This is a genomic window from Sphingomonas sp. VDB2 (assembly GCF_047946695.1).
Lineage (GTDB): Bacteria > Pseudomonadota > Alphaproteobacteria > Sphingomonadales > Sphingomonadaceae > Sphingobium > Sphingobium bisphenolicum.
On record NZ_CP159615.1, the window covers coordinates 3512699 to 3535273 of the forward strand.

Here is a 22575-nt window from a genome sequence, read left to right on the forward strand (position 1 = left end):
GTTATTCGGCCGCCTGGGCCAGTGCGTCGACCGACACATATTTGCGGCCGAGCTTGCCGGTGTGGAATACCACGCGGCCTTCGTTAAGCGCGAACAGCGTGTGGTCCTTGCCGATGCCGACATTGCGGCCCGGATAGACGCGCGTGCCGCGCTGGCGAATGATGATGTTGCCGCCGATCACTTCCTGACCGCCGAACTTCTTCACGCCAAGGCGCTTCGACTCAAAATCGCGACCGTTGCGCGACGAACCGCCAGCTTTTTTATGTGCCATTGTCTAAACTCCTGGAATATCTGGCCGGAAGCGATCAGGCTTCGGCAGCAGCCGGCGCTGCGTCTTGGGTCTTGGCAGCGGCCTTGTCGGCCTTCTTGCTTTCGCCGCCGATCGACAGGATCCGCAGGATCGTGTGATTCTGGCGGTGGCCGTTCTTGCGGCGATAATTGTGACGGCGACGCTTCTTGAAGACGATGACCTTCTCGCCCTTCGCCTGCGCGATGATTTCCGCCGCAACGGTCAGCTTGGCTACGTCCTTCAGGTCGCCGCCTTCGCCGGCCAGCAGGACATCGCCCAGCGTCACCTGGTCGCCGGCTTCGCCAGCCATCTTTTCAACGACGATCTTGTCTCCGGCGGCGACGCGATACTGCTTGCCGCCTGTGCGCACGATAGCGAACATGGCTTGTCTCTTCTCGTTCAAATCTGCTTTACGCAGCTCACCAAAGACATGACGCCTTAGCCGACCCGCGCGGGAATGTGGCCCGTTAGTGGAATGACTCGCGCCTGTCAACCGATGGCGGCGCAGGACGGGGGTGGTTTTCCCGCGTCACCATGCCTATCTTGGCGGCGAACAAGGGATAGCGACTATATATGCGGCACGCCATCGGGCAGGAATGGAACGGAAAGGGCGCAACCCTGCGCCTGCCCGTCCTGATCGCCTTATGGACGCTGATTCTGGTCACATTGCTGTCCGCCCTGGCGCCGTTGGGGCCGCCGCTCAGCCGGGCCACCGGCTCCGCCTTCAATCCCGCCACTGCCGACGTCGTATTGAAGGCGCGCACCCAGGCCAGCGGGCAGGTCGTCGCAGCACCGCGCCCCGATGGCGACGGCGCGCCGCCGCTGATTCTGGCCATCGCCCTCGCCATCATCCTACTGGCCGGCCGTCATGCCCTGCCGATCGCGCCGACGGTCCGTCTCGTCCAGAACCCCCGGCCCTTTACCCCGTCGCGCACCCGTCGCGCCCGCGCGCCGCCTGCCGCTTCCTGACGATTCGCGTCTCCGCCCGCACCTTGCGGGCATTCGTCGGAAGAAGGAGCATCCCATGGCTCGCAGGAAAGCCCGGCGCACCCGTCGCCGCCCGCCCTGGTGGTTCATGCCCGCCGTCATGTCCGGTCTGGCCGTCGCCGCCGCAGGTCTGTCCGCGGTGATGATGACCGTCGTAGAATAATCATGTTAGACTGTACGACGGCGCGGCCCATAGCGCGCCGTCGGCAGCCGCATATCGAAAGCCACCCATGCCCCATCACACGCCCCTGATCGGCACTATCGTCGCCGGTCTCGTCGTCGCCTTCATCATGGGCGCCATTGCCCATCGCCTCAAACTCTCGCCGCTGGTCGGCTACCTCGTCGCCGGCATCATGGTCGGCCCCTTCACTCCCGGCTTCGTCGCCGATGCGGGCCTGGCCAACGAACTGGCCGAAATCGGCGTCATCCTGTTGATGTTCGGCGTCGGCCTGCATTTCTCGCTCAAGGATCTTCTGTCGGTCAAATATATCGCGGTCCCCGGCGCGCTGGTGCAGATCGCGGTCGCGACCCTGCTCGGCATGGGGCTTTCCCACCTCATGGGATGGCCGCTGATGGGCGGGATCGTGTTCGGCCTCGCGCTTTCGGTCGCCAGCACCGTGGTGCTGCTGCGCGCCCTCCAGGGGGCCGATCTGGTCGAAACCCGGCGGGGCCGCGTCGCGGTCGGCTGGCTGATCGTGGAGGATCTGGTGATGGTGCTGGCGCTCGTCCTGCTGCCCGCGCTCGCCAACGTCATCAACAGCGCCGACGCGGGTGGGGGCGCGGGAGCGTTGATCGCGCCGCTGGTCGGCACCCTGCTCAAGGTCGCGGGCTTCGTCGCGCTGATGCTGGTGGTGGGCCGCCGGGTCATCCCCTGGGCGCTGCACTGGGTCGTCCACACCGGATCGCGCGAACTGTTCCGCCTCGCCGTCCTCGCGATCGCGCTGGGCGTCGCGTTCGGTGCTGCCTATGCGTTCGACGTGTCGTTCGCGCTGGGCGCCTTCTTCGCCGGCATGATCCTGGGCGAAACGCCCCTGAGCCGCCGCGCGACGGAGGAAACGCTCCCCCTGCGCGACGCCTTCGCCGTGCTGTTCTTCGTGTCGGTGGGCATGTTGTTCAATCCCGCCGTCCTGTGGGAACAGCCGCTGCCGCTGCTGGCCACCGTTGCGATCATCGTCGTGGGCAAATCGATCGCCGCCTATGCCATCGTCCGCCTGTTCCGCTATCCCAACGACACCGCGCTCACCATCGCGGTCAGCCTGGCGCAGATCGGCGAATTTTCCTTCATTCTCGCCTCGCTCGGCACCGGCCTCGGCGTCCTCCCGGCCGACGCGCGCGACCTGATCCTGGCCGGGGCGATCGTATCGATCTTCCTCAACCCGATCCTCTTCTCGCTGGTGGTGCGCGCGCGCAAGCAGGAGGAGCAGGATGAGGAGGACGCGCGCGCCGCTGCGGCCGCCGCGCCCCGCATGGGCCATGTCATCCTCGTCGGCTATGGCCGCGTGGGCAAGCTGATCGCCGAACGGCTCACCCAGCGCCGGATCGACTTCACCATCATCGAGGATGACGCCGAAAAAGTGGCGGAGGCGAAGGAAGCCGGCCTGCCGGTCGTGCGCGGCAACGCGCTGGAGGACAAATATCTGATCGCTGCCGGCATAGGAGAGGCGCGGCACCTGCTGATCGCCGTCCCCGAAGGCTTTGAGGGCGGGGCGATCCACGAACATGCCCGGCATCTGAACGACCGGCTGCAGGTCATCGCCCGCGCCCATTCTGACGCGGAGGTCGAATATCTCGAATCGCTGGGCGTGCCCCATATCGTGATGGGCGAACGCGAACTGGCCGGGCGCATGTTGACGCTCTGCGGCGCGGGATAAGGAAAAGCCCCGTCCGGTTTCGTACCGAACGGGGCTTTTCCTATCTTGGCCTGTCCATCAACCGCGCGGGCGGGGCGGCCCCTTGCGCGGGCCACCGGCGCCGGCGCCCTTGAACGGGCGCGGGCTGTGCGGACGCCCGCCACCCGGACCGCCACGCGGCGGACCGCTGCGGTTGGGCCGTGCGTCGTTGGACGGCCGCAACTGGCGGCGATTCTCCCGCGCTTCCTCGCGCGGGGCGCCATCGACGGGCTCGAAGGCGACATCCGCACCTTCGTCACCCGCTTCGCCAGACCGCTTGACCGCGGCGATGAACTTGGCCGCGATCGCCTTGGGGATTTCGAACATTGTCTCGTTGGTGGTGATGCGGATCGCGCCGATATCGCCGCGCGACACATGGCCGCGACGGCAGATCAGCGGCAGGATCCAGCGCGGATCGGCATTCTGCCGCCGGCCGATGTCCATGCGGAACCACTGGGTGTCCTCGAAGCCCGGACGCGGCCCGTCGCGGCGCGCCGGCGCTTCGCTGGCGTCCAGCAGCTCTTCGGGCGCGGGCATGGCGGCACGCGCGCTCTTCACCAGCATCGCGGCGATTTCCTTGGCGCTCTTGGCTTCCAGCAGCTCGGCGCCCAGCGCCCAGTCGGACTCTTCCAGTTCCACCGGCGCCAGCAACTGCGCGCGCAGTCGCTCGGCATCCTGCTGGGCGATCGCTTCCTTGCTGGGCGCCGTCGTCCATTCGACCGGGATCTTGGCCCCGCGCAGCATCGATTCGACGCGGCGGCGGCGGGGATAGGGCACGATCAGCACGGCGGTGCCCTTCTTGCCCGCGCGCCCGGTGCGGCCCGACCGGTGCTGCATCGTTTCGGCGTCGCGCGGCAGTTCGACATGGACGACCAGCGTCAGCGAGGGCAGGTCGATGCCGCGCGCCGCGACGTCGGTCGCCACGCACACCCGCGCCCGCTTGTCGCGCAGCGCCTGCAACGCATGGTTGCGCTCATTCTGGCTATGTTCGCCCGACAGCGCCACGGCGGCGAAGCCACGCTCGGTCAGGCTGGCGTGCAGGTGACGCACATTGTCGCGCGTGGCGCAAAACAGGATCGCCGTCTCCGCCTCATGATAGCGCAGCAGGTTCACCACGGCATTTTCGATGTCGGCGGGGGCGACGGTCATCGCCTGATAGCTGATGTCGCCATGGCCGCGCTCACCGGCGGCCGACGTGATCTGGAACGCATCCTTCTGGTAGCGCCGCGCGAGCTGCACGATCGGCTTGGGCATGGTCGCCGAAAACAGCAGGGTGCGGCGGCCATCGGGCGTGGCGTCGAGAATGCCTTCCAGATCCTCGCGGAAACCCATGTCGAGCATCTCGTCGGCTTCGTCCAAGACGGCGGTCTTGAGCGCCGACAGGTCGAGCGCGCCGCGCTCCAGATGGTCCCGCAGGCGGCCCGGCGTACCGACCACGATATGCGCGCCCTGCGCCAGGGCGCGTCGTTCCTTGGCGGCGTCCATGCCGCCGACGCATGTGGCGATGCGGGCGCGGGCGCCGGCATAGAGCCATTCCAGCTCGCGGCTGACCTGCAACGCCAGTTCGCGCGTCGGCGCGATCACCAGCGCCAGCGGCCAGGCGGGCGGGGGCAGGCGATCGGCGTCTCCGAGCAGCTCGCTCGCCATGGCCAGGCCAAAGGCGACGGTCTTGCCCGAACCGGTCTGCGCCGACACGATCAGGTCGCGGCCATGCGCTTCCTCCTGCGTGACTTCGGCCTGGACCGGGGTCAGCGCTTCATAGCCCTTGGTGGTCAGCGCCTGGGCGAGGAGGGGGTGGAGAGTGTCGAATGTCATATTATTGTTTTCCATCGGATAAAGCGACCCGCCTTCTTCCGACGGAATCAACATAACCTTTCTCGCTGTCGCCTGTGCGCGATCAGCCGGTGCGTCAGGTCATTTCGCACCCGTTCAGGTTGGTAGCCCAACCGCCATTCCGTGGAACGGCCAAGGGGACGAGCATTTCGCCCATCCCCCAAATAAGAAAGCCTCCTTCCCGCGTTCCCGAGGAAGGAGGCTTGCCTTAACTATATAGCGCAAAAATCAGACCGAGGCGACTTCCGCCACATCGACCTTGACGCCCGGGCCCATCGAAGACGACAGGGCGATCTTGCGGACATATTTGCCCTTCGAACCCGACGGCTTCGCCTTGACGATCGCATCGACGAAAGCGTCGAAATTCTTGCGAAGATCTTCGGCCGAGAAGCTCGACTTGCCAAGGCCGGCGTGGATGATGCCGGCCTTTTCGACGCGGAATTCGATCTGACCACCCTTGGCGGCCTTCACGGCTTCGGCGACGTTCGGCGTCACGGTGCCCAGCTTGGGGTTCGGCATCAGACCCTTGGGGCCAAGCACCTTACCCAGGCGACCGACCAGGCCCATCATGTCCGGCGTCGCGATAACGCGCTGGAAATCGATGTTGCCGGCCTGGATCGATTCCAGCAGGTCTTCGGCGCCCACGATGTCGGCACCGGCGTCGAGCGCCTGCTGGGCCTTGTCGTTGCGGGCGAACACGGCGACGCGGACGTCCTTGCCGGTGCCGGCGGGCAGGGTGACGACGCCACGGACCATCTGGTCGGCGTGACGCGGGTCGACGCCCAGGTTGATCGCGATTTCGACCAATTCGTCGAACTTGGCTATCGCGTGGGTCTTGATCAGGCCCAGCGCTTCATCGACGCCGTGCAGCTTTTCACGGTCAACTGCGGTGGCCAGAGCCTTCGCCTTCTTGGTCAGCTTTGCCATGGTCTTAGCCCTCCACCACGTCGAGGCCCATCGCGCGAGCGGAGCCTTCGATGATCTTCGTTGCAGCGTCGATGTCGTTCGCGTTGAGGTCGACCATCTTGGCCTGCGCGATTTCAGCGAGCTGGGCGCGCGTGATCTTGCCGGCGACGATCTTGCCCGGTTCCTTGGAACCCGACTTCAGGTTGATCGCCTTCTTGATCAGGTAGGTGGCCGGCGGCTGCTTCGTCGTGAAGGTGAAGCTGCGGTCCGCATAGACGGTGATGATGGTCGGCAGCGGAGTGCCCTTTTCCATCTTGTCCGTCGAGGCGTTGAACGCCTTGCAGAATTCCATGATGTTCACACCGCGCTGACCCAGCGCCGGACCGATCGGCGGCGAGGGGTTGGCGGCTCCAGCGGGCACCTGGAGCTTGATATAGCCCGTAATCTTCTTGGCCATTGTCACTCACTCTGTTGCTGGACGCACCTGAAAGGCGCGCCCGGTTCAAGTTTAGCGGTTCAACCGGGGGCCGAAGCCTCCTCCCGCACAACATTTCCGGTCGCCCGGAAATTTCTGTTCGCGTCCCTGCCGGAGCAAGGCCACCAAATTCTTACTTCGACAGTTCGACCTGCTCGAAATCCAGTTCGACCGGGGTGGCGCGACCGAAGATCGACACCGACACCTTGACCCGGTTCTTCTCGAAATCCAGTTCCTCGACCACGCCGTTGAAGCTGGCGAAGGGACCGTCGAGCACCTTGACGCTGTCGCCGATCTCGTAATCGACGCTGACCTTGTGCTTGGGTGCGGCTTCGGCTTCCTTGCGGGCGCCGAAATAGCGGGCGGCTTCGGTTTCGCTGATCGCCTGTGGCTTGCCCATCGAACCCAGGAAGCCCGTCACCTTGGGCGTGTTCTTGACCAGATGATAGATGTCGTCGTTCATCGCCAGCTTGGCGAGGACGTAGCCGGGCATGAACTTGCGCTCGACCTGGACCTTCTTGCCGCGCTTGACCTCGGTCACCGTCTCGACAGGCACTTCCACCTGTTCGACCAGCTGGGAGAGGCCCATGCGCTCGGCTTCGGACAGGATCGATTCCTTGACCTTGTTTTCGAAGCCCGAATAGGCGTGGATGATGTACCAGCGCGCCATGTTACCCTTTCAAAATCCCAATCAGGCCCGGCTCTAGCGATTTACTTGAAAATCGCGCCAACAAAAACTCGGGCGATTTACTCGGAAATCGCGCCGACAAAGCTCAGGCCCGGCCTGCGGCGACGCCCAGCAACCACTGGACGATCGCGCCGAAGAAGGTGTCGATGCCGAAGAAGAACAGGCCCAGCAGCGTCGTCATGATGACGACCATCACGCCGGTCATCATGGTTTCGCGGCCGGTAGGCCATACGATCTTCTTCGCCTCGGTCTGCACCTGATTGACGAATTCGCCGGGGGAAACCTTCGCCATCGCCTGCCTCTGCACGTCTCGAACCAACACCAATTCGCGAAGCAACAGTCCGCCCTCCCGATCCCGCCCTGTCTGGCGTCCGGGGGTGCGGCCACATGCTCCGCGACCAAATTCACCGGCCTGTGCGGCCGCGATTTCTTGACGGTGCCCGTTTCCGGCCACCTCGAAATCGCTTCGGCGCACTTAGCCGCGAACCCCCGAATTTTCAAGGGTCGCGGCCAGTTCGCTTGGCAGGAGTGGAGGGACTCGAACCCACGGCATTCGGTTTTGGAGACCGACGCTCTACCAACTGAGCTACACTCCTGCACTGGCCCTAGCCAGCGAAGGAGGGCGCTTTAGCGTGGCATGACAGGGAGGGCAAGCGCGATTATGCCGCTTTTGCGTCTTGCGGCGCGACGCTGGTGTCGGCGCTGGTCTGGCGCTCGGCTTCCGCGTTGATCTGCGCGCCCAGCAACACGATATAGGCCGATACGAACAGCCAGAGTTGCAGCACCACCACCGCGCCCAGCGATCCGTAGGTCTTGTTGTAATTGCCGAAGGTGGACACGTAGAAGGACACGCCCAGCGTCGCGACCAGCCAGAACAGCGTCGCCGACACCGATCCCACGGTCAGCCACTGCCATTGCGCATGGCGCCGGTTGGGGCCGAAGCGATAGATCAGGCCGAAGATGATGCTGGCGAGCAGTCCCGCGCACACCCATGTCGTCGCCTTGATCGCGAACAGCACGCCCGGTCCCCAATTGGTCAGGAAATCCTGCAACAGGCCGATGATCGTTGCGGTGAACACGCCCACGACCACGACCAGCACCGCGGAAAAGGTGATCCCCATCGACGTGCGATAGAAGCGGAAGATGTTGCGCCCTTCCTTCTGCCCATAGACGATATTGAGCGCCTCCATGATCGCGGACGCCGCCCGCGTCGCGCCATAGACGGCGATCGCCAGCGCCAGCAGCAGGCCGAATCCGATCGCGGGCTTGCGCGTGCTGACCACGCCCAGCAACTGGTCGTTGATCAGTGACGCGGCATCGGCGGGCACGACGGAGATGATCGCTTGCATATGCCGCTGCACCATCGCCGGATCGCCGAACAGGCCATAGGTCAGCACGACCGCGGCCAGCAGCGGCGCGATTGACAGGAAGGCATAATAGGCGACGCCCGCGGCCAGCAGTCCGACATGATTGCCCGACAGCGCGCCATGCACCCGTTTGAGAATTTCCCACCACGCTCGCGGCGGTATCTTCCATGGCGCATCGACATGCACCTGCTGCGCGACTTTCTGCGTCATCCACATCCCCTGCCGGTCATGCAAGGCAAGCGCGCGAGGCGGCGGGCGGTTCCCTCCACCCTGCTGTCTACAGAAACACGCCGCCCTTCATGATCCGCCGCGCCCGCCCCTGCACCGGCAGCCGGTCGAACGGTGTGTTCCCCGCCGCGGCCGCCATCTTCGCCGAATCGACGATCCAGGGCGCGTCGGGATCGACGAAGATCAGGTCCGCCGCGCTCCCGGCCGCAAAACCGCCCGCATCGACGCCCAAAATCTTCGCCGGATTGGCCGACAGCAGCGTCATCAGCCGGTTGATCGTCACCTGCCCGTCGCGGACCAGGTTGAGCGATAGCGCCAGCAGCGTCTCCGCCCCCGCCATGCCCGGCGACGCATCGGCGAACGGCAGGCGCTTGTCCTCCGGCCCGCGCGGATCGTGGCTGGAGGTGATGACGTCGATCGTCCCGTCGGCGACCGCCGCGAGGCAGGCCTGCCGGTCGCGCTCGTCGCGCAGCGGTGGCGACAGCCGTGCAAAGGTGCGGAAGTCGGTCGCCGCCTGGTCGTTCAGGAACAGATAGGCCGGGCTGATGCCGCATGTGACCCTCAGCCCTTCCGTCTTGGCCGCGCGGATCAGGTCGAATCCCGCCTTGGTCGTCACCAGCCGGAAATGGATCGCCGCGCCGGTTTCGCGCGCCAGCATGATGTCGCGCGCGATCGCCAGTGCCTCGGCGCAGGCCGGGGCGTGGGGGAGGCCGAGGCGGGTCGCCGTCTCGCCGCTGGTTGCCACCGCCTTGGCGGTCAACCCGCCATCTTCGGCATGGGCGATGACGGTCAGGCCCAGGCCGCTGGCATAGGACAGCACGCGCAGCATCACGCCCGAATCGGCGATCCATTGCCGTCCGGTGCCGACCGCCTTGGCGCCCGCCATCTGCATCAGGCCCATTTCGGCCATTTCCTGGCCAAGCAGCCCGCGCGTCGCCGCGGCGATCGGATGGACCCAGAAATCGGGCTTGCCCGCGCGGGTCGCTTCCCGGATCAGGCCGACCTCGTCCAGTGGGGCGCGCTGGTCGGGCATCAGCGCCGCGCGCGTGATCCCGCCGAAATGGAAGGCCGGCTTGTCGGTCGCAAAGACGCCCAGATCGATCAGGCCGGGCGCGACCACCAGCCCCTGCGCATCGATCCGCTGCGCGTCGTCCGGCACCGCGACATCGCCCGCCGCGACGATCCGGTCGCCCGCGATCAGCACGATGCCGGGCGTCAGCGCATCGCCGGCAGGATCGGCCAGTCTGCCGTTGATAATGGCGATCCTGCTCACGCTGTCATTTCCTCAAACCAAATGCCGTCAAAGGATGGAAGGCTCATACCCACCCCTCCGTTCCCCGCGCCCCGCGCGTCAGCACGTCCAGGCAGGCCATGCGCACCGCCACGCCCATCGCCACCTGCTCGGTGATGGCGGAGCGCTCGGGATGATCGGCGACCGAACTGCTGATCTCCACGCCCCGGTTCATCGGCCCCGGATGCATCACCAGAGCGTCCGGCTTGGCCAGCGCCAGCCGTTCCGGCGTCAGCCCGTAGAGCGCATGATATTCGCGCGGGGAGGGGATGAACGCTCCGTCCATCCGCTCATTCTGGAGTCGCAGCATCATCACCACGTCGGCCCCCTCCAGCCCCTCATCCATCCGGGTGAAGGGCGTCGCCCCCAGCATCTCCACCTCGGGCGGCAGCAAAGTCGGCGGCGCCACCGCACGCACCTGCGCGCCTAGCGCGGCCAGGCACAGCATGTTCGATCGCGCCACCCGGCTGTGCAGCACATCGCCGCAGATCGCGACCACCAGCCCCTCGAACCCGCCCTTGCGTCGCCGGATCGTCAGCGCATCGAGCAGCGCCTGTGTGGGATGCTGGTGCCAGCCATCGCCCGCGTTCAGCACCGGGCAGTCCACCTTGTCCGCGATCAGCCGCACCGCGCCCGAACTGGCATGGCGGATCACGATGACATCGGCCGCCATCGCGTTCAGCGTCATGGCGGTGTCGATCAGCGTTTCGCCCTTCTTCACGCTCGACTGGCCCGCATGCATGTTGACGACATCCGCGCCCAGCCGCTTCCCCGCAATCTCGAACGACAGCAACGTCCGCGTGCTGTTCTCGAAAAAGGCGTTGATCTGCGTCATCCCCGCCAATCGCCCGTCATGCTTGCGCGCCCGGCCCTTGTTCGCCTGCGCCCAATGTTCCGCCTCATCCAGCAGGAAGCGGATTTCCCAAGGCTTCAGGTCCGCGATGGACAGAAGATGCTTGTGCGGAAACAACGCCCGGCCTGTCAGCTCGGGTGTCGCGTCGGGTATGAAGATGTCGGGCATGAACCGGTGCTTTAGGGAAGGCGGCGGGGGAGGGCAAGGCGTCGATGGCGCGCTTATCCCCGCCCGCGCCATTTCCCGAAGATCGCCTTGTCCTTCATCACCTCGCGCGCGGCATTATGCCCGGGCGCGCCGGTCACGCCGCCGCCCGGATGCGTCCCCGCGCCGCACATATAGAGGCCCTTCACCGGCCCGCGATAGGCGCCATGGCCCAATACCGGGCGCGCCGCCCACATCTGGTCCAAGGTCAGATTGCCATGCATGATGTCGCCGCCGACCAGCCCGAACTTGCGCTCCAGGTCGAGCGGCGAATGAATCTGCCGCGCGATCACGCTCCTGGCGAAGCCCGGCGCCTGCGCCTCCACCGTCGCGATGATATCGTCCGCCGCCGTCTCGCGCTCCTCGTCCCAGCTCCGCCCAACGGGAAGCTCCGGCGCGAATTGCTGGCAGAACAGGCTCGCCACATGGCAACCTGCGGGTGCGAGCGTATCGTCGATGGTCGACGGGATCAGCATCTCCACGATCGGCGCCTTCGACCAGCCGTCCCGCTTTGCGTCCATGAAGGCGCGGTCCATATAGTCCAGCGTCGGCGCGATGATGATCCCCGACTGGTGATGCTCCCCCACGCCCGGAAGGCAGGTGAAGTCGGGCAGGGCGCTCAGCGCCACATTCATGCGGAACGTCCCCGATCCCGCCTTGAACGCCTTGACCCGTTTGGTGAAATCGGCCGGCAGGTCGCTTGGGTCCATCATCCGCTCATAGAGCAGCTTCGGCCCGACATTGGCGATCACCGCGCCGCCCATCACTTCCTCGCCGCTCTCCAGCCGTACGCCGACCGCGCGCCCGCCATCCACCAGCACCGTCTCGACCGGGGCCTCCAGGCTGATCTCCACCCCCATGGCGGTCACGACTTTAGCCATGATCTGCGTGATCGCGCCCATGCCGCCGACGCTGTGGCCCCATGCGCCCTTCTTGCCGTTCACCTCGCCGAACACATGGTGCAACAGCACATAGGCGCTGCCCGGCGTATCGGGGCTGGCGTAATTGCCGACCACCGCGTCGAAGCCGAACGCCGCCTTTACCGCGTCGCTCTCGAACCAGCCGTCGAGGAAGCTACGCGCCGACTTGGTGAACAGGTCCAGCACGTCGCGCTGCTGCTCCAGCCCCAGTCCCGCGACGCGCCGTCCTTGCTTCAGCGCCTCGACGATCATGGTCAGCCCGTCGCCGACATTGGGGGGGCTTTTCAGCACCAGGTCGCGCAGCACGTCCGCCACCACCTCCAGCGCCGCATAATAAGCGGGCAGCGCCTCGGCATCCTGCGCGCTGAACTTGGCGAATTCCGCCTGCGTCTTTTCCAGCCCGCCGCCCAGTTTCAGATAGCCGCCATCGGGCTGCGGCAGGAAATTGCTGATCGGCCGCTCGATCACGCGATAGCCATGATCGGCCAGTTGCATGTCGCGGATGACCTTGGGATTGAGCAGGCTGACGGTATAGCTGGCGGTCGAATTGCGGAAGCCCGGATGGAACTCCTCCGTCACCGCCGCCCCGCCTACGACGTCGCGCCGTTCCAGGATGCGAACCTTATAGCCCGCCCGCGCCAGATAGAAGGCGCAGACCAGCCCATTATGCCCGCCCCCGATAATGACGGCGTCGTAGGATTTGGTCATGCTTTATTACTCCACCCCATCCCCGGCGCGCGATGCAGTCGCGCTTGCGGGATCACATCGCGCACCCGCCCGCAAAAATGCCGCAGCGCCACTTCCCGCTCGCTCAATGGCCCGACGGTGAAGCTGGCCGACGCCATCCCCGCCTGCACCCGCGCGACCAAATCGGTATCCTCGGCATTGACCTGCCGGTTGATCCGCCAGTTGAGGTAGCGCGCCGCCTTCATCTCCCGCCGCGCATCGGGCAGGGCGTAACTAATCTCGCGGATCAGCGTCTGCATCGGCGACACCGGCAGCCAGGCCATGAAATCCACTTGGTCGGGATAGATGTCGAACGCGAAATTGGGCCACAGCTTATAATAGGTCCACAGCCGCTGCCGTTCCGGCGGCAGATGTGGCACGTCCGGCAGGAAGTGCTGATAGGCCCGCTCGGACAGGTTGGCCGACGGCCGGTCCAATATCGGTCCCCACATCTTGTCGGCGTGGCGCGATGCCTCCACGCCATAGCCATCGCCCATCAGCCGCTTGAGGCCCGGATGCGCGACCGCGATATGCAGCCCGTCCGAATAATTGTCGCCGATATTCTTCCAGTTCACCGGCCGTGGCCGCAGCGTCACCCGCCCCAGCGCCCGCATGTCCTCGAAGCGATAGGCGGCTACCTCGTTCATATAGGGCGCCATCATCTGCGCCACCGACGGCCCGCCATCATTGGCCAGCCGCACGAACAGGAAACCCTGCCAGCTTTCCACCTCGACCGGCATCAGGCCATGATCCGCCATCGCGAAAGCCGCGCCATAGCTGGCCTTCATCGGTACGCCGGTCAGCCGCCCGTCCGTCTCATAGGTCCAGCCATGATAGGGGCAGACCAGCTTCTTCGCGCAGCCGCTGGCGCCATCCACGATCCGCGCGCCGCGATGGCGGCAGACATTGGTAAAGGCGCGCACCGCCCCATCGTCGCCGCGGATCACGATCACGCTCTCGCCGATCATATCGAGCGTGTGGAAATCGCCGGGGGTGGGAATGTCGCTCTGGTGGCAGACGATCTGCCAGGCCGGGCGAAAGATGCGCTCCACCTCGACCGCGAAAAATTCAGGATCGCTATAGGTCCATGCGGGCAGGCTCCACCCGGCGTCCGGGTCCACCATCCTGTCGATCTGCCCCGCCACCTTGTAAGGATTCCCTAGCGTCAATTCATAATTTTACGATTGTATAATGTAACCGTGCGGAACGCCATCCCAAATCGATTCAGCTGTCCGACTCGCTGTCGCTTTTGGCATCCGCTTGCGCCCCGTAGCGCCGCGCCAGCATGGCGCAGGCCATCAACTGGATTTGGTGGAAGACCATGATCGGCAGCAGGATCGGCCCGACCGCCGCCGCCGGGAACAACACGCCCGCGATCGGCACGCCCGACGCCAGGCTTTTCTTGGACCCGCAGAACTGCAGCACGATCGCATCTTCCCGCGACAGGCCCAGCATCCGCCCCAGCATCAGCGTGAAGAGCAGGATGACGACCAGCATCGCGATGCACAGCCCCGCCAGCACCAGCAGTTCCTCGCTCGACACTCTGGACCATAGCCCCTCGACCACCGCGGCCGAAAAGGCGGCATAGACCACCAGCAGGATCGATCCGCGATCGATCCGTCCCAGCATCGCCTTGTGCCGCGTCACGAAGCCGCCGATCCACGGTCGCAACAGATGCCCCACGACGAAGGGCAGCAACAGTTGCAGCACGATCCCCTCGACCGAAGACAGCGAGATCAGGCTCCCGCTACCGCCCCTCTGCATGAGCAGCGCGACCAACAGCGGCGTCAGAAAGATGCCCAGCAGGTTGGAGAAGGAGGCGCTGACCACCGCGGCCGCCACATTGCCCCGCGCGATCGCGGTGAAGGCGATGGACGATTGCACCGTCGACGGCAGCAGCGCCAGGAACACCAGACCCGCGCGCATATCCTGCGGCACGAAGCCGAATCGGCCGACCAGCAATCCCAGCAACGGGAAGGCGACGAAGGTCGTCCCCAGCGTCGCCAGGTGCAATTTCCACGCCTTGGCACCGCTCCAGATCGCCTCGCGCGACAATTTTGCGCCATGCAGGAAAAAAAGCAGCACGATCCCCGCGTCCGCGACGATCCCGGCGATACGCGCGCCCTCGCCGCGTGCCGGCAGCAGCGACGCTAGGGCGACGGTCGCAAGCAGGAGTAGCAGAAACGGGTCCAGGGCTTGGCGCAGGCGGTTCATCATCAGCTTCGGTCAGGCGATAGAATAGGCGGGGGGATAGACGCAGGCCATGGGATGCGCCAACAACTTCGCCTTGGGCCGGCACAAGTTAGACAGGACAGGGAGACTCTGACCATGAGCGACCATATCGCGATCGTGGACGAGGCAGGCGTGATCGAAATCCACATCGATCGCCCGGACAAGAAGAATGCGCTGACCGCGGCGATGTATCGCGCCATGACCGCCGCACTGGCCGACGCATCGGCCCGCGCCGACATCGGCGCCGTGCTGATCGCGGGTCGGGGCGACGCCTTTTGCGCGGGCAACGACCTGAAGGATTTCACCGCCGGGCCGGAGGGCGGGGCCGCCGCCTTCGACTTCATCCGCGCCATCGCCGCCTTCGACAAGCCGCTGGTCGCGGCGGTGCAGGGGCTGGCGGTGGGCGTTGGCACGACCATGCTCTTCCACTGCGACCTCGTCTATGCCGCGCCCGACGCGCGCTTTGTCATGCCCTTCGTCAATCTGGGGATCGTGCCCGAAGCCGGCTCCAGTCTGCTCGCGCCCGCGGTCATGGGCCATGCCAAGGCGGCGGCGATGCTGTTGCTGGGCGAACCGATGGATGCAGACGGCGCCGACCGCGCCGGTTTCGTCACTGCGATTGTCCCGGCCGCGGGTCTGTTCGACCATGCCCGCGCCAAGGCGGCGGCGCTGATGGCCAAGCCGCCACAGGCGCTGGCCGCCACCCGCCGTTTGATGAAGGGCGATCCCACCGCGCTCAATACCCGGATCGAAGAGGAAGCACGCCTGTTCCGCGAAACGCTTGCCTCGCCCGAGGCGCAGGAAGCCTTTGCCGCCTTCTTCGAAAAACGCGCGCCGGTGTTTCGACGGAGCTAATCGGCCTTTCGACCAAAGCGTATCTCGCTGACGATCACCGCTGCGACGATCAGCAGTCCGCCGACCAGCGCCGTCGGCGGCAGCCTTTCGCCCGCGACCCGGCCGATGATCCCGGCCCAGACCGGCTCGCCGGCGTAGATCAGGGTCGCCCGCGTCGGCGACACCGTGCGCTGCGCCCAGTTCATGACCAACTGTATCAGCGCCGTCATCGCCCCCAGGCCGCAGGCGCTCAAAACGACTGACCAGGAAAAGGGCGGCACGCTCTCGCCCGCCGGCCCCATGCACGCGAAGGCGAGCAGGGCGGTCACCGCCAGTTGCACCACCGTCACCCGCGCAACATTCACGCGCCCGGCCCACAGGCTGATGAAGATAATCTCCAGCGCGATCGCCACGGTGCTGAGCAAGGTCAGCAATTCGCCGGTCCCCAGCGCCAGTCCATCCTTGGGCGCGGCGATCAGCAGCAGCCCGACAAAGGCCAGCGCGACCCCGGCCCAGCTCGCCAGCCTTGGCCGCCGCCGCAGGATCACCCACTGCAATATCGGCACCAGCGGCACATAAGCGGCGGTGATGAAGGCCGACGTGCTGCTGCTGATCGTCTGCAAGCCCCAGGTCTGGAGCGAATAGCCCACGAAAATGCCCAGCCCGATCACCAGTCCCGCCACCAGTTCGCGCCGCGTCAGCCCGCGCAGAACCGGCAGGGCGAGCGGCAGCGTCAGCAGGGCGGCGGTCGCAAAGCGCAGGCCCACGAAGAAGAGCGGCCCGCTTTCGCGCATCGCCTGATGCACGATCAGGAAAGTACCGCCCCACAGGATCGTCACCCCGATCAACGCGAGTTCGGGGCGGCCGATCATCATTCGGCTTTCTGCAGGCTTGTCGGAAGGATCATTGTGCAACATAATGCACATTGCCCTATGAGCACTATATTGCACAGTCAAGATATGCCGACGCAGGAGCGGCGCCCGGATGTCCTCGCCCATGTTGCGGGCAATGTCCGCGCGCTGCGTACCGAGCGCGGCTTCAGCCAGGATGGTTTGGCGGCGCAGGCGGGTGTGAGCCGCCGCATGATTTCCGGCATCGAAAGCGGGGAAGCGAATGTCAGCCTGTCGACGCTGGACCGGTTGGCCCAGGCGCTGGACGTCAGCTTTTCGCGCCTTGTTCGCCCGTCCGACATGCGCGACAACAGCCGGATCGACAGCTTGGCGTGGCGGGGGCAAAGCCCCGACAGCCGCGCCACCTTGCTCGGCACCGTCCCCGCCGCGCGAGAAGCCGAACTATGGACCTGGTCGCTGGCCGCGGGCGAAACCTATCCTGCCGAAGCGGATGCGGCCGACTGGCACGAGATGCTCTATGTCATGGAAGGCGTGTTGACGGTCGAGAGAGAAGGCGCCGATCCCCAAATAGTGGTGGCCGGCGACTTTCTCATCTTCACCAGCGATCGGCCCTATATCTTCGTCAATCACGAAGCAGGGCCGGTGCGGTTCGTCCGAAACGTGGTCTTTTAAGCGACAGGGGCGTCAGGCCCGCTCACTCGTTCCGCAGATCGCTGCCCGCCTTTTCCAGCGAGGCGCCGACGTCGCGCTTCGTCTCGCCGGCTTCGCGCTTGGCATCGGCTGCGGCCTTGTCAGTCGCCGCGCCGATCTTGTCCGCACCATGATCGATCGCGCGGCCGGCGTCATCAAGGCCGTTATCGATCTTCGCGCCGGCGCGGTCTACCGCCGAACTCACATCATTGCCGATCGCCGATCCGGCATTGTCCAGATTATCCTGCGCCTTTTCCGAGCAGGCGGACAGGCCGGCGACGGTCAGCAGCGCGGCGGCGGCGATAAGGGAAGTGCGCATCGTGGCTCCTCTTGCCATTGAATGGAGCCCCATAAGCGCAGGAAGCGGCAGAAGGTTTCGCCCGCATACACTATCCGCCGCGCAGGCCGAATACCATCGATCGGTCCGCTTCGGGGATCAGCCCTTCCAGCACGCGCCAGAATCCGGTGACCGATCCCTGTCCCGCCTGAGCATAAGCGGTCGCCATCTTTTCGCGCAGCGCGCGGAACAGTTCCGCCTCCAGCGCCTTGCCCGACGGGCTGAGCCGCAGCAATTTCTGCCTGCGATCGCTCGCACCCACCCGCGTCTCGATATAGCCGCGCTCCACCAGATCGCTCAGCACCCGGCCCAGGGATTGCTTGGTGATCGCCAGCAGCCGCAGCAGGTCTTTGACGGTCAGGTCCGGCTGGCGCGAGATGAAGTAGAGTGCGCGATGATGCGCCCGGCCCAGGCCCTGCGCAGCCAGCCCCTCATCGATCGATCGGGTGAGCGCCGAATAGCCGAAATACAGCATCTCTATCCCTCGCCTGATCTCGTCCTCGCGCAGGAAGAGAGGGGACGCAGGCGAGATCGGGGCGGGCGAGGCGGGGGAACTGGAAACCGACATGAAGGGGTGTGATCCGGCAAAGAGACAAAGCGCATATTGGCGTCACGAAACTATCATGACTAGGCTTTCCTTTCGCCGATGACGCGTTATATGGCGATCCGCGCCGAGATGATCGGCCCTGCTGGGGCGTCGCCAAGTGGTAAGGCAGCGGCTTTTGATGCCGCCATTCGCAGGTTCGAATCCTGCCGCCCCAGCCAGTTTTACCTTAAATGCCTGAATTTGCTGGCCTAACTTAAATGGCCAGCCAAAATTGTGCACCTGTGTGTGCCAACACGCTGGCCGGAAGGCTGAGCATGGCATCTCTGCAGCACGTATACCGACGCGGTCACATTTTCTGGTGGCGCCGGGTCCACCGCATTTCCGGTGGCAGGCCTCTCGATATCAGGATATCCTTGAGAACGTCGGATCGGTCGAAGGCGCGGAACTGGGGAGCCGCGCTGGCCGGGGCGACCGGGGGTGTGCTTACCATGTTGAATGAAAAGATCCGCACGGTGGGGGCCGTGCCGGCGGAGGACGAACTGCAGGCGATGGCGCGCAGCCTCTACGAGGAATTGCTAGCCGATCTCTGTTCACAGCAACGCGCGGCGCCTTGCGATGCTGAGATGCATAGCGCCGCCAACCTCGCTTTCGTCGATTACTACCAGCGCCTGACCAACCTCGGCGGCCATATGTCGCTTCTTCCTGCCGAAGAACTCCGGCTTGCTACCGAACTGGGATGGGACGAGCAGCGGCTCGCCGACCTTCGTGCAATCATCCGGTTGCGCGAAGAGAAAGGCATCACGCAGCTGCAACCTCAGGCTCTTGACCGGGAATTGCGGCTACGCGGCTACGAGCCGACCGACCGGCTCCGCTGGATGCTGGAACTTGCAGTCTACCCGCATTATCGCGACGCGCACATCGAAGCCGAGGTCGCGCTTCAGGAAGCCATCGCTCCAATTGAGGATGCCCAGCAGCCCGCTGAAAGCTGTGCCCCGCCCGTAAGGTTGGATACGGCAGCCACGGAAGCGACGTCAGGCCCGCTGCTGTCCGATTTTGTCGAGCAAGCCATCACCGACCTTGTCGTCGAGGAAATTTGGGACATCAAGTCTGCCCGGCAGGCGCGCAGCAGCGCCGCGCTGTTCGAACTGCTGGTCGGCCAGAAGCCCTTCGAAACATATACGCAAGCCGACTTTGCGCGTTTCAAGCGCAAGCTCGCTTACCTGCCGGGCCGCTATGACATGGGGTCGGCTAAGAGCAGGACGGCGCTCCTTCAGAGAATTGCGACTTTCGAGGCTGACGACAGCCTCCAGAAGGACAAGGCACAGCATCTCTCGGCGCGCACCCGCAACCGTCACATCTCCAGCCTGAAAGGCCTTCATCGCTGGGCCCGCAAGACTGGCGTGGTTGTGCCGTCGATCAAGTTCGACGATCTTTTCATCCCTGTTTCAAAGGCAAAGCGCGCACGCAGCCTGCGCCCTACCACCCCAGCCGACGACGTCGGAAAGTTGTTCGCGCTGACGGTTTTTACCGGCTGCCAGCCGCATGCGGGCGGAACCGGTCAGAAGGTCTTGAGCGCCCGCTTCACCCCCGGCCGGGCGATCGTGCACGACGCATTCTACTGGTGCCCTCTTCTGCTGCATTACACGGGTGCCAGGCGCGAGGAACTGTGCAAGCTTCGCCCCCAGGACATCAAGATTGAGAATGGCATCGCCTTCATCTGGATCGACTTCACGGAGACCGGACGGATCAAGAATGACCACTCGGTTCGCCCGGTACCATTACACGGGGAACTGATTCGCCTCGGTTTTCTGGACTTCGTCCATGAATGTGGCGAACGCGGTTACGACGTTCTGTTTCCTGAGTTGAGACCGACCAACGCGGTTCAGGGCTTCGGAGATGTATATTTCAAGAATGTCTGGGCGCACTTGAAAGCCCGTGCCCGTCTGACAGGGGATGCCACCGTGCATGGCATGCGCCATCGCTTCTCGACGGACCTCAAGACGCAGAAAGTCTTTAGCGAATTCCGACAAGATGTGATGGGGCACGCCGGGGCCAACATCAACGAGGAGCGGTACAGCGACGCCGGGCCGCTCGCTGAACTTTTAGCGGTTGTCGAGCAGTTGCCGTCAGTGACCGCACATCTCGTATCCGCTCGCATACAACTGCCGCCGCGAGCGGTGCGTATCGCGCAACCGGCCAAGAGCCGCAAGGGCCGCGCAGAATAGCAGCCCGACCATCATACCGTCACGGGGGAGCTGAAAACTCCCCCACCCGGTCTGGCGGCGATCAATCGCCAACAGCGCCGATAATCGTCTGCCTGCGCGCTTATTCTGGTGTTACCAAGTGAACGGCGATCTGATCGGTCACATCCACTCCGTTCTCAACCAACTGACGCAACCTAGACGCTGCGCGATCAATGCCAGTGCGCAACCCGACCGGTTTGCCTTCGCGCTGAACGATCTCGTTCTGCAGTATCTGGAAGTGGCCACGCCCACCTTCTCGGGGCAGCAATCGTGCCAGGCGACTGCCAGGTGCCATAGCCAGACGACAGCCGCTGTGAATGTACACACCCTCCTCTCGGGCGGCGACCAATGTAATGTCGCGCAATTCGGGCTCGGCCTCCGTGAAATCGAACTCGAGGCAGATCAAATCAGCGCTGGCCTCTTTCGCTGCCAGAGCAATGTGGGTGGCAGAGGCTGGCGTCAGCGGGTCGGCTGCCACGATCGACAGGCGTTCTCCCATTTTTTTGTCACCAAGCAGCATTCGGCTGACTGCCTCGACATGACGGCGAGCGATATCGATGGCGGTGGCGGCGGTGTTCATTCTGGTCTTCCTTTATTTTCGTCCCCACCACGGGGATCGACCTTCCACCTCCCTTCCATTCAACCGGCAGCGGCCCCGCCGCAGCCGCGTGATTCACGAAAAACCCGGACATGGTCGAAGCCATGCCCGGGCTGGATCGTACCCACTGTGGGGCATCTGATGCTTAAGCTGGATCGCTCGCGATGTGTCGTCGCCACATCGCCTCGATGACCGCCTGCCCCTGATCGCAGGTCAACTCGTCGTCATAGACGCCGAACCGGAGACCGAGGCGGGTCGTCCTCGGAATTACCAGCAGGTGGCAATGCGGCGGGTGTGGTGCGCCCACGGAACCCGGCGAGTGGAGAATCAAGACGGAGGCAAGGCCTCGGTCGCGCGCAATCTGTCGGGCAAAGTCTCGGCATCGCTCCCACCCTTCGTGCAGCCGGTCATCCTCCCGAAAAGGTAGGGTGAGATAGACCAACAACGCCTTCTCATGTGCGACAGCGTGTTCATCCATGCCAGTCAGGATCGATTCCGCATCGGCAAGACCGTCATCGGTACCCAACGGAAGGACAACATCAATGCGCTCTGCAGTGGTGCGCCAAGGCGAGGACAGCGGATCTCCAACAGGCGCGATCGGCTGCATCTTGCGCCGCCCAAACAGTGCGGCGCTGTTCAGCCGATCACCATAACTTCGCCTGAGCACACCGAAAGTAATTCCGCTGTTACTGGCACCCAACGGATTGGTGTATAGCCAAGTCAGCGGGTCGGCGGGGTCGGTTACGATCGCTTTCATGGTGACCGGAACCACTGCCTGCTTTGCCACGATGCGTGCGGTCTTTGCGCGAGCAGCCATCAGCATAACCTCCCGCGGGCGACGATCCGGACGATTTCAGCGGCGGCGCGACTGGTACCATCGCATCGCTCGTCCCCGTCTGAAAACGGCGCAGTAGTTGTGAGCCTCAGCCCGTCTCTTCGAATTTCGATGAATGGCCCATGGAGCGGCGGTACGAGCCACAGGCTTTGATCGACGTGACGCATGAACGCCAAGTTAGGGATTATCATCGGGCTTGCGGCACGGGCAAATGCCACATCGACGGAGACGGCAGATAGGGTTTCAGGAAAGAGACCGGTTCTGACCAACATGATGTCCCGGCCAGTCCTCCGACTTGCCTGCTCTATGGCTGGCAAGAACAGCGGCCCATCGCATGGGGTGGCGGCCATGATGAGGTTCGCGGCCGCAACGTCGAACGCGCCAGCGGGCAGGCCGTCGCCGGCATGGACATCGCCGATATCGCCGACAGCGTGGGCCGGGAGCGCAAGCACGCGCACGGACGGATCGTATGCCGAACCGCTGGGGTAGTAGGTGAGCATCAAGGTAAAGCCTTCTTGGCAGGAGGATCACCGGACCAGCATGGTCCGGATCAGGCTGCCGACCTTCCATTTCTTCACGGCCGACAGCTTCAAAGGCTCGTGCAATTCCTTACGGTGAGTGCCTTTGCGCTCACCGCCTTCGCGAGAAGGGGCGATCGAGGCAGTCAGGCCAACGATCATCAGTCCCTGCGAGCTCGCGCCAAAGGCGTGATTTACCCGGGCTTGCCCGGCCCGCCTTTTTTTCGTCACCCT

At 64.7% G+C, this 22575-nt stretch carries 26 protein-coding genes and 2 tRNA genes; 7 read left to right on the forward strand and 21 right to left on the reverse strand.

Annotation, left to right across the window (positions count from 1 at the left end; translation table 11 throughout):
• Nucleotide 1: 1 nt before the first annotated feature.
• Both rpmA and rplU read right to left on the reverse strand, forming a co-directional pair.
• The gene (gene rpmA, locus ABT375_RS17530; protein ID WP_416463492.1) at nt 2-271 is read right to left on the reverse strand and encodes a 50S ribosomal protein L27; all 270 of its coding nucleotides are present in this window, start codon (nt 269-271) and stop codon (nt 2-4) included.
• A 34-nt stretch (nt 272-305) separates the two neighbouring features.
• Nucleotides 306-671, reverse strand: coding sequence for a 50S ribosomal protein L21 (rplU, locus tag ABT375_RS17535; RefSeq protein ID WP_066604011.1), 366 nt, complete (start codon nt 669-671; stop codon nt 306-308).
• Nucleotides 672-862: 191 nt separating this feature from the next.
• Between rplU and ABT375_RS17540 the strand changes: the two genes are divergently transcribed.
• The 3 genes from ABT375_RS17540 (at nt 863) to ybaL (ending at nt 3147) form a co-directional block, all read left to right on the forward strand.
• A complete protein-coding gene (locus ABT375_RS17540; RefSeq protein ID WP_224548452.1) occupies nt 863-1258 on the forward strand; it encodes a hypothetical protein in 396 nt (131 codons plus the stop codon).
• Between the two features lie 55 nt (nt 1259-1313).
• Nucleotides 1314-1439: a hypothetical protein gene (locus ABT375_RS17545; protein ID WP_263499533.1), complete on the forward strand. Its 126-nt coding sequence runs from the start codon at nt 1314-1316 to the stop codon at nt 1437-1439.
• A 67-nt stretch (nt 1440-1506) separates the two neighbouring features.
• Complete coding sequence (gene ybaL, locus ABT375_RS17550; protein WP_416463493.1) at nt 1507-3147, forward strand: YbaL family putative K(+) efflux transporter; 1641 nt, start codon at nt 1507-1509, stop codon at nt 3145-3147.
• Between the two features lie 57 nt (nt 3148-3204).
• Here the strand turns inward: ybaL and ABT375_RS17555 are convergent, their stop codons facing one another.
• The 12 genes from ABT375_RS17555 to ABT375_RS17610 form a co-directional block, all read right to left on the reverse strand.
• A complete protein-coding gene (locus tag ABT375_RS17555; RefSeq protein ID WP_261935322.1) occupies nt 3205-4980 on the reverse strand; it encodes a DEAD/DEAH box helicase in 1776 nt (591 codons plus the stop codon).
• A 246-nt stretch (nt 4981-5226) separates the two neighbouring features.
• Complete coding sequence (rplA, locus tag ABT375_RS17560) at nt 5227-5925, reverse strand: 50S ribosomal protein L1 (protein WP_416463494.1); 699 nt, start codon at nt 5923-5925, stop codon at nt 5227-5229.
• Between the two features lie 4 nt (nt 5926-5929).
• Nucleotides 5930-6361, reverse strand: a complete 432-nt coding sequence (gene rplK / locus ABT375_RS17565; RefSeq protein ID WP_066603999.1) for a 50S ribosomal protein L11 — start codon at nt 6359-6361, stop codon at nt 5930-5932.
• Nucleotides 6362-6512: 151 nt separating this feature from the next.
• Complete coding sequence (gene nusG, locus ABT375_RS17570; RefSeq protein ID WP_066603996.1) at nt 6513-7049, reverse strand: transcription termination/antitermination protein NusG; 537 nt, start codon at nt 7047-7049, stop codon at nt 6513-6515.
• A 103-nt stretch (nt 7050-7152) separates the two neighbouring features.
• Nucleotides 7153-7359 (reverse strand): preprotein translocase subunit SecE, encoded by a 207-nt coding sequence (gene secE, locus ABT375_RS17575; RefSeq protein WP_066603991.1) that lies wholly within the window; start codon nt 7357-7359, stop codon nt 7153-7155.
• A 228-nt stretch (nt 7360-7587) separates the two neighbouring features.
• Nucleotides 7588-7663, reverse strand: a tRNA-Trp gene (locus ABT375_RS17580).
• 63 nt (nt 7664-7726) lie between these two features.
• Nucleotides 7727-8644, reverse strand: coding sequence for a YihY/virulence factor BrkB family protein (locus ABT375_RS17585; RefSeq protein ID WP_224548457.1), 918 nt, complete (start codon nt 8642-8644; stop codon nt 7727-7729).
• 67 nt (nt 8645-8711) lie between these two features.
• Nucleotides 8712-9935, reverse strand: a complete 1224-nt coding sequence (locus ABT375_RS17590; RefSeq protein WP_416463495.1) for a dihydroorotase — start codon at nt 9933-9935, stop codon at nt 8712-8714.
• Between the two features lie 43 nt (nt 9936-9978).
• Nucleotides 9979-10974, reverse strand: a complete 996-nt coding sequence (locus ABT375_RS17595; protein ID WP_224548459.1) for an aspartate carbamoyltransferase catalytic subunit — start codon at nt 10972-10974, stop codon at nt 9979-9981.
• Nucleotides 10975-11027: 53 nt separating this feature from the next.
• The gene (locus ABT375_RS17600) at nt 11028-12638 is read right to left on the reverse strand and encodes a phytoene desaturase family protein (protein ID WP_224548460.1); all 1611 of its coding nucleotides are present in this window, start codon (nt 12636-12638) and stop codon (nt 11028-11030) included.
• Nucleotides 12635-13780, reverse strand: a complete 1146-nt coding sequence (locus ABT375_RS17605; RefSeq protein WP_416464933.1) for an aromatic ring-hydroxylating oxygenase subunit alpha — start codon at nt 13778-13780, stop codon at nt 12635-12637. The genes ABT375_RS17600 and ABT375_RS17605 overlap by 4 nt, the downstream gene beginning before the upstream one ends.
• A 100-nt stretch (nt 13781-13880) precedes the next feature.
• Nucleotides 13881-14870 carry a bile acid:sodium symporter family protein gene (locus tag ABT375_RS17610; RefSeq protein WP_416464934.1) on the reverse strand — a complete coding sequence of 330 codons (990 nt, stop codon included), beginning with the start codon at nt 14868-14870 and terminating at the stop codon, nt 13881-13883.
• 114 nt (nt 14871-14984) lie between these two features.
• On the opposite strand from ABT375_RS17610, the gene ABT375_RS17615 reads away from it, so the two are divergent.
• On the forward strand, nt 14985-15743 hold the full coding sequence (locus tag ABT375_RS17615) for an enoyl-CoA hydratase-related protein (protein ID WP_416463496.1): 759 nt from the start codon (nt 14985-14987) through the stop codon (nt 15741-15743).
• Here the strand turns inward: ABT375_RS17615 and ABT375_RS17620 are convergent.
• Nucleotides 15740-16639 carry a DMT family transporter gene (locus ABT375_RS17620; protein WP_318011103.1) on the reverse strand — a complete coding sequence of 300 codons (900 nt, stop codon included), beginning with the start codon at nt 16637-16639 and terminating at the stop codon, nt 15740-15742. The two genes, ABT375_RS17615 and ABT375_RS17620, sit on opposite strands and share 4 nt — an antisense overlap.
• A gap of 27 nt (nt 16640-16666) precedes the next feature.
• Here ABT375_RS17620 and ABT375_RS17625 point away from each other — a divergent pair, with 27 nt between their 5' ends.
• Entirely contained in the window at nt 16667-17245 is a 579-nt protein-coding gene (locus ABT375_RS17625) for a helix-turn-helix domain-containing protein (protein ID WP_416463497.1), read from the forward strand.
• A gap of 22 nt (nt 17246-17267) precedes the next feature.
• Here the strand turns inward: ABT375_RS17625 and ABT375_RS17630 are convergent, their stop codons facing one another.
• Both ABT375_RS17630 and ABT375_RS17635 read right to left on the reverse strand, forming a co-directional pair.
• Nucleotides 17268-17582 carry a hypothetical protein gene (locus ABT375_RS17630; protein WP_261935316.1) on the reverse strand — a complete coding sequence of 105 codons (315 nt, stop codon included), beginning with the start codon at nt 17580-17582 and terminating at the stop codon, nt 17268-17270.
• 70 nt (nt 17583-17652) lie between these two features.
• Nucleotides 17653-18168 carry a MarR family winged helix-turn-helix transcriptional regulator gene (locus ABT375_RS17635; RefSeq protein ID WP_224548467.1) on the reverse strand — a complete coding sequence of 172 codons (516 nt, stop codon included), beginning with the start codon at nt 18166-18168 and terminating at the stop codon, nt 17653-17655.
• Nucleotides 18169-18290: 122 nt separating this feature from the next.
• On the opposite strand from ABT375_RS17635, the gene ABT375_RS17640 reads away from it, so the two are divergent.
• Together ABT375_RS17640 and ABT375_RS17645 are read left to right on the forward strand one after the other, a co-directional pair.
• Nucleotides 18291-18365 (forward strand) — tRNA-Gln (locus ABT375_RS17640).
• Between the two features lie 270 nt (nt 18366-18635).
• On the forward strand, nt 18636-20372 hold the full coding sequence (locus tag ABT375_RS17645) for a tyrosine-type recombinase/integrase (RefSeq protein WP_416463498.1): 1737 nt from the start codon (nt 18636-18638) through the stop codon (nt 20370-20372).
• Nucleotides 20373-20472: 100 nt separating this feature from the next.
• On the opposite strand, the gene ABT375_RS17650 is transcribed toward ABT375_RS17645, so the two are convergent.
• From ABT375_RS17650 to ABT375_RS17665, 4 genes are all read right to left on the reverse strand, one after another.
• Nucleotides 20473-20970, reverse strand: a complete 498-nt coding sequence (locus ABT375_RS17650) for a hypothetical protein (protein WP_416463499.1) — start codon at nt 20968-20970, stop codon at nt 20473-20475.
• A 163-nt stretch (nt 20971-21133) separates the two neighbouring features.
• Nucleotides 21134-21805 carry a hypothetical protein gene (locus tag ABT375_RS17655; RefSeq protein ID WP_416463500.1) on the reverse strand — a complete coding sequence of 224 codons (672 nt, stop codon included), beginning with the start codon at nt 21803-21805 and terminating at the stop codon, nt 21134-21136.
• The gene (locus ABT375_RS17660) at nt 21805-22326 is read right to left on the reverse strand and encodes a hypothetical protein (protein WP_416463501.1); all 522 of its coding nucleotides are present in this window, start codon (nt 22324-22326) and stop codon (nt 21805-21807) included. Before ABT375_RS17660 ends, ABT375_RS17655 begins: the two co-directional genes overlap by 1 nt.
• 24 nt (nt 22327-22350) lie before the next feature.
• Nucleotides 22351-22503: a hypothetical protein gene (locus ABT375_RS17665; protein WP_416463502.1), complete on the reverse strand. Its 153-nt coding sequence runs from the start codon at nt 22501-22503 to the stop codon at nt 22351-22353.
• Nucleotides 22504-22575: the final 72 nt, after the last annotated feature.

Excerpts from the sequence above, each read along its gene's own strand:
- ABT375_RS17540 (WP_224548452.1), top strand. The coding sequence starts at position 863 with ATGCGGCACGCCATCGGGCAGGAATGGAACGGAAAGGGCGCAACCCTG.
- ABT375_RS17655 (WP_416463500.1), bottom strand. The coding sequence starts at position 21,805 with ATGGCTGCTCGCGCAAAGACCGCACGCATCGTGGCAAAGCAGGCAGTG.
- ABT375_RS17620 (WP_318011103.1), bottom strand. The coding sequence starts at position 16,639 with ATGTTGCACAATGATCCTTCCGACAAGCCTGCAGAAAGCCGAATGATG.
- secE (WP_066603991.1), bottom strand. The coding sequence starts at position 7,359 with ATGGCGAAGGTTTCCCCCGGCGAATTCGTCAATCAGGTGCAGACCGAG.
- ABT375_RS17610 (WP_416464934.1), bottom strand. The coding sequence starts at position 14,870 with ATGAACCGCCTGCGCCAAGCCCTGGACCCGTTTCTGCTACTCCTGCTT.
- ABT375_RS17645 (WP_416463498.1), top strand. The coding sequence starts at position 18,636 with ATGTTGAATGAAAAGATCCGCACGGTGGGGGCCGTGCCGGCGGAGGAC.
- ABT375_RS17555 (WP_261935322.1), bottom strand. The coding sequence starts at position 4,980 with ATGACATTCGACACTCTCCACCCCCTCCTCGCCCAGGCGCTGACCACC.
- ABT375_RS17630 (WP_261935316.1), bottom strand. The coding sequence starts at position 17,582 with ATGCGCACTTCCCTTATCGCCGCCGCCGCGCTGCTGACCGTCGCCGGC.
- ABT375_RS17605 (WP_416464933.1), bottom strand. The coding sequence starts at position 13,780 with ATGGTGGACCCGGACGCCGGGTGGAGCCTGCCCGCATGGACCTATAGC.
- ABT375_RS17545 (WP_263499533.1), top strand. The coding sequence starts at position 1,314 with ATGGCTCGCAGGAAAGCCCGGCGCACCCGTCGCCGCCCGCCCTGGTGG.
- ABT375_RS17665 (WP_416463502.1), bottom strand. The coding sequence starts at position 22,503 with ATGATCGTTGGCCTGACTGCCTCGATCGCCCCTTCTCGCGAAGGCGGT.
- ABT375_RS17615 (WP_416463496.1), top strand. The coding sequence starts at position 14,985 with ATGAGCGACCATATCGCGATCGTGGACGAGGCAGGCGTGATCGAAATC.
- rplK (WP_066603999.1), bottom strand. The coding sequence starts at position 6,361 with ATGGCCAAGAAGATTACGGGCTATATCAAGCTCCAGGTGCCCGCTGGA.
- rpmA (WP_416463492.1), bottom strand. The coding sequence starts at position 271 with ATGGCACATAAAAAAGCTGGCGGTTCGTCGCGCAACGGTCGCGATTTT.
- ABT375_RS17595 (WP_224548459.1), bottom strand. The coding sequence starts at position 10,974 with ATGCCCGACATCTTCATACCCGACGCGACACCCGAGCTGACAGGCCGG.
- ABT375_RS17600 (WP_224548460.1), bottom strand. The coding sequence starts at position 12,638 with ATGACCAAATCCTACGACGCCGTCATTATCGGGGGCGGGCATAATGGG.
- rplA (WP_416463494.1), bottom strand. The coding sequence starts at position 5,925 with ATGGCAAAGCTGACCAAGAAGGCGAAGGCTCTGGCCACCGCAGTTGAC.
- ABT375_RS17650 (WP_416463499.1), bottom strand. The coding sequence starts at position 20,970 with ATGAACACCGCCGCCACCGCCATCGATATCGCTCGCCGTCATGTCGAG.
- nusG (WP_066603996.1), bottom strand. The coding sequence starts at position 7,049 with ATGGCGCGCTGGTACATCATCCACGCCTATTCGGGCTTCGAAAACAAG.
- ybaL (WP_416463493.1), top strand. The coding sequence starts at position 1,507 with ATGCCCCATCACACGCCCCTGATCGGCACTATCGTCGCCGGTCTCGTC.
- ABT375_RS17585 (WP_224548457.1), bottom strand. The coding sequence starts at position 8,644 with ATGACGCAGAAAGTCGCGCAGCAGGTGCATGTCGATGCGCCATGGAAG.
- rplU (WP_066604011.1), bottom strand. The coding sequence starts at position 671 with ATGTTCGCTATCGTGCGCACAGGCGGCAAGCAGTATCGCGTCGCCGCC.
- ABT375_RS17635 (WP_224548467.1), bottom strand. The coding sequence starts at position 18,168 with ATGTCGGTTTCCAGTTCCCCCGCCTCGCCCGCCCCGATCTCGCCTGCG.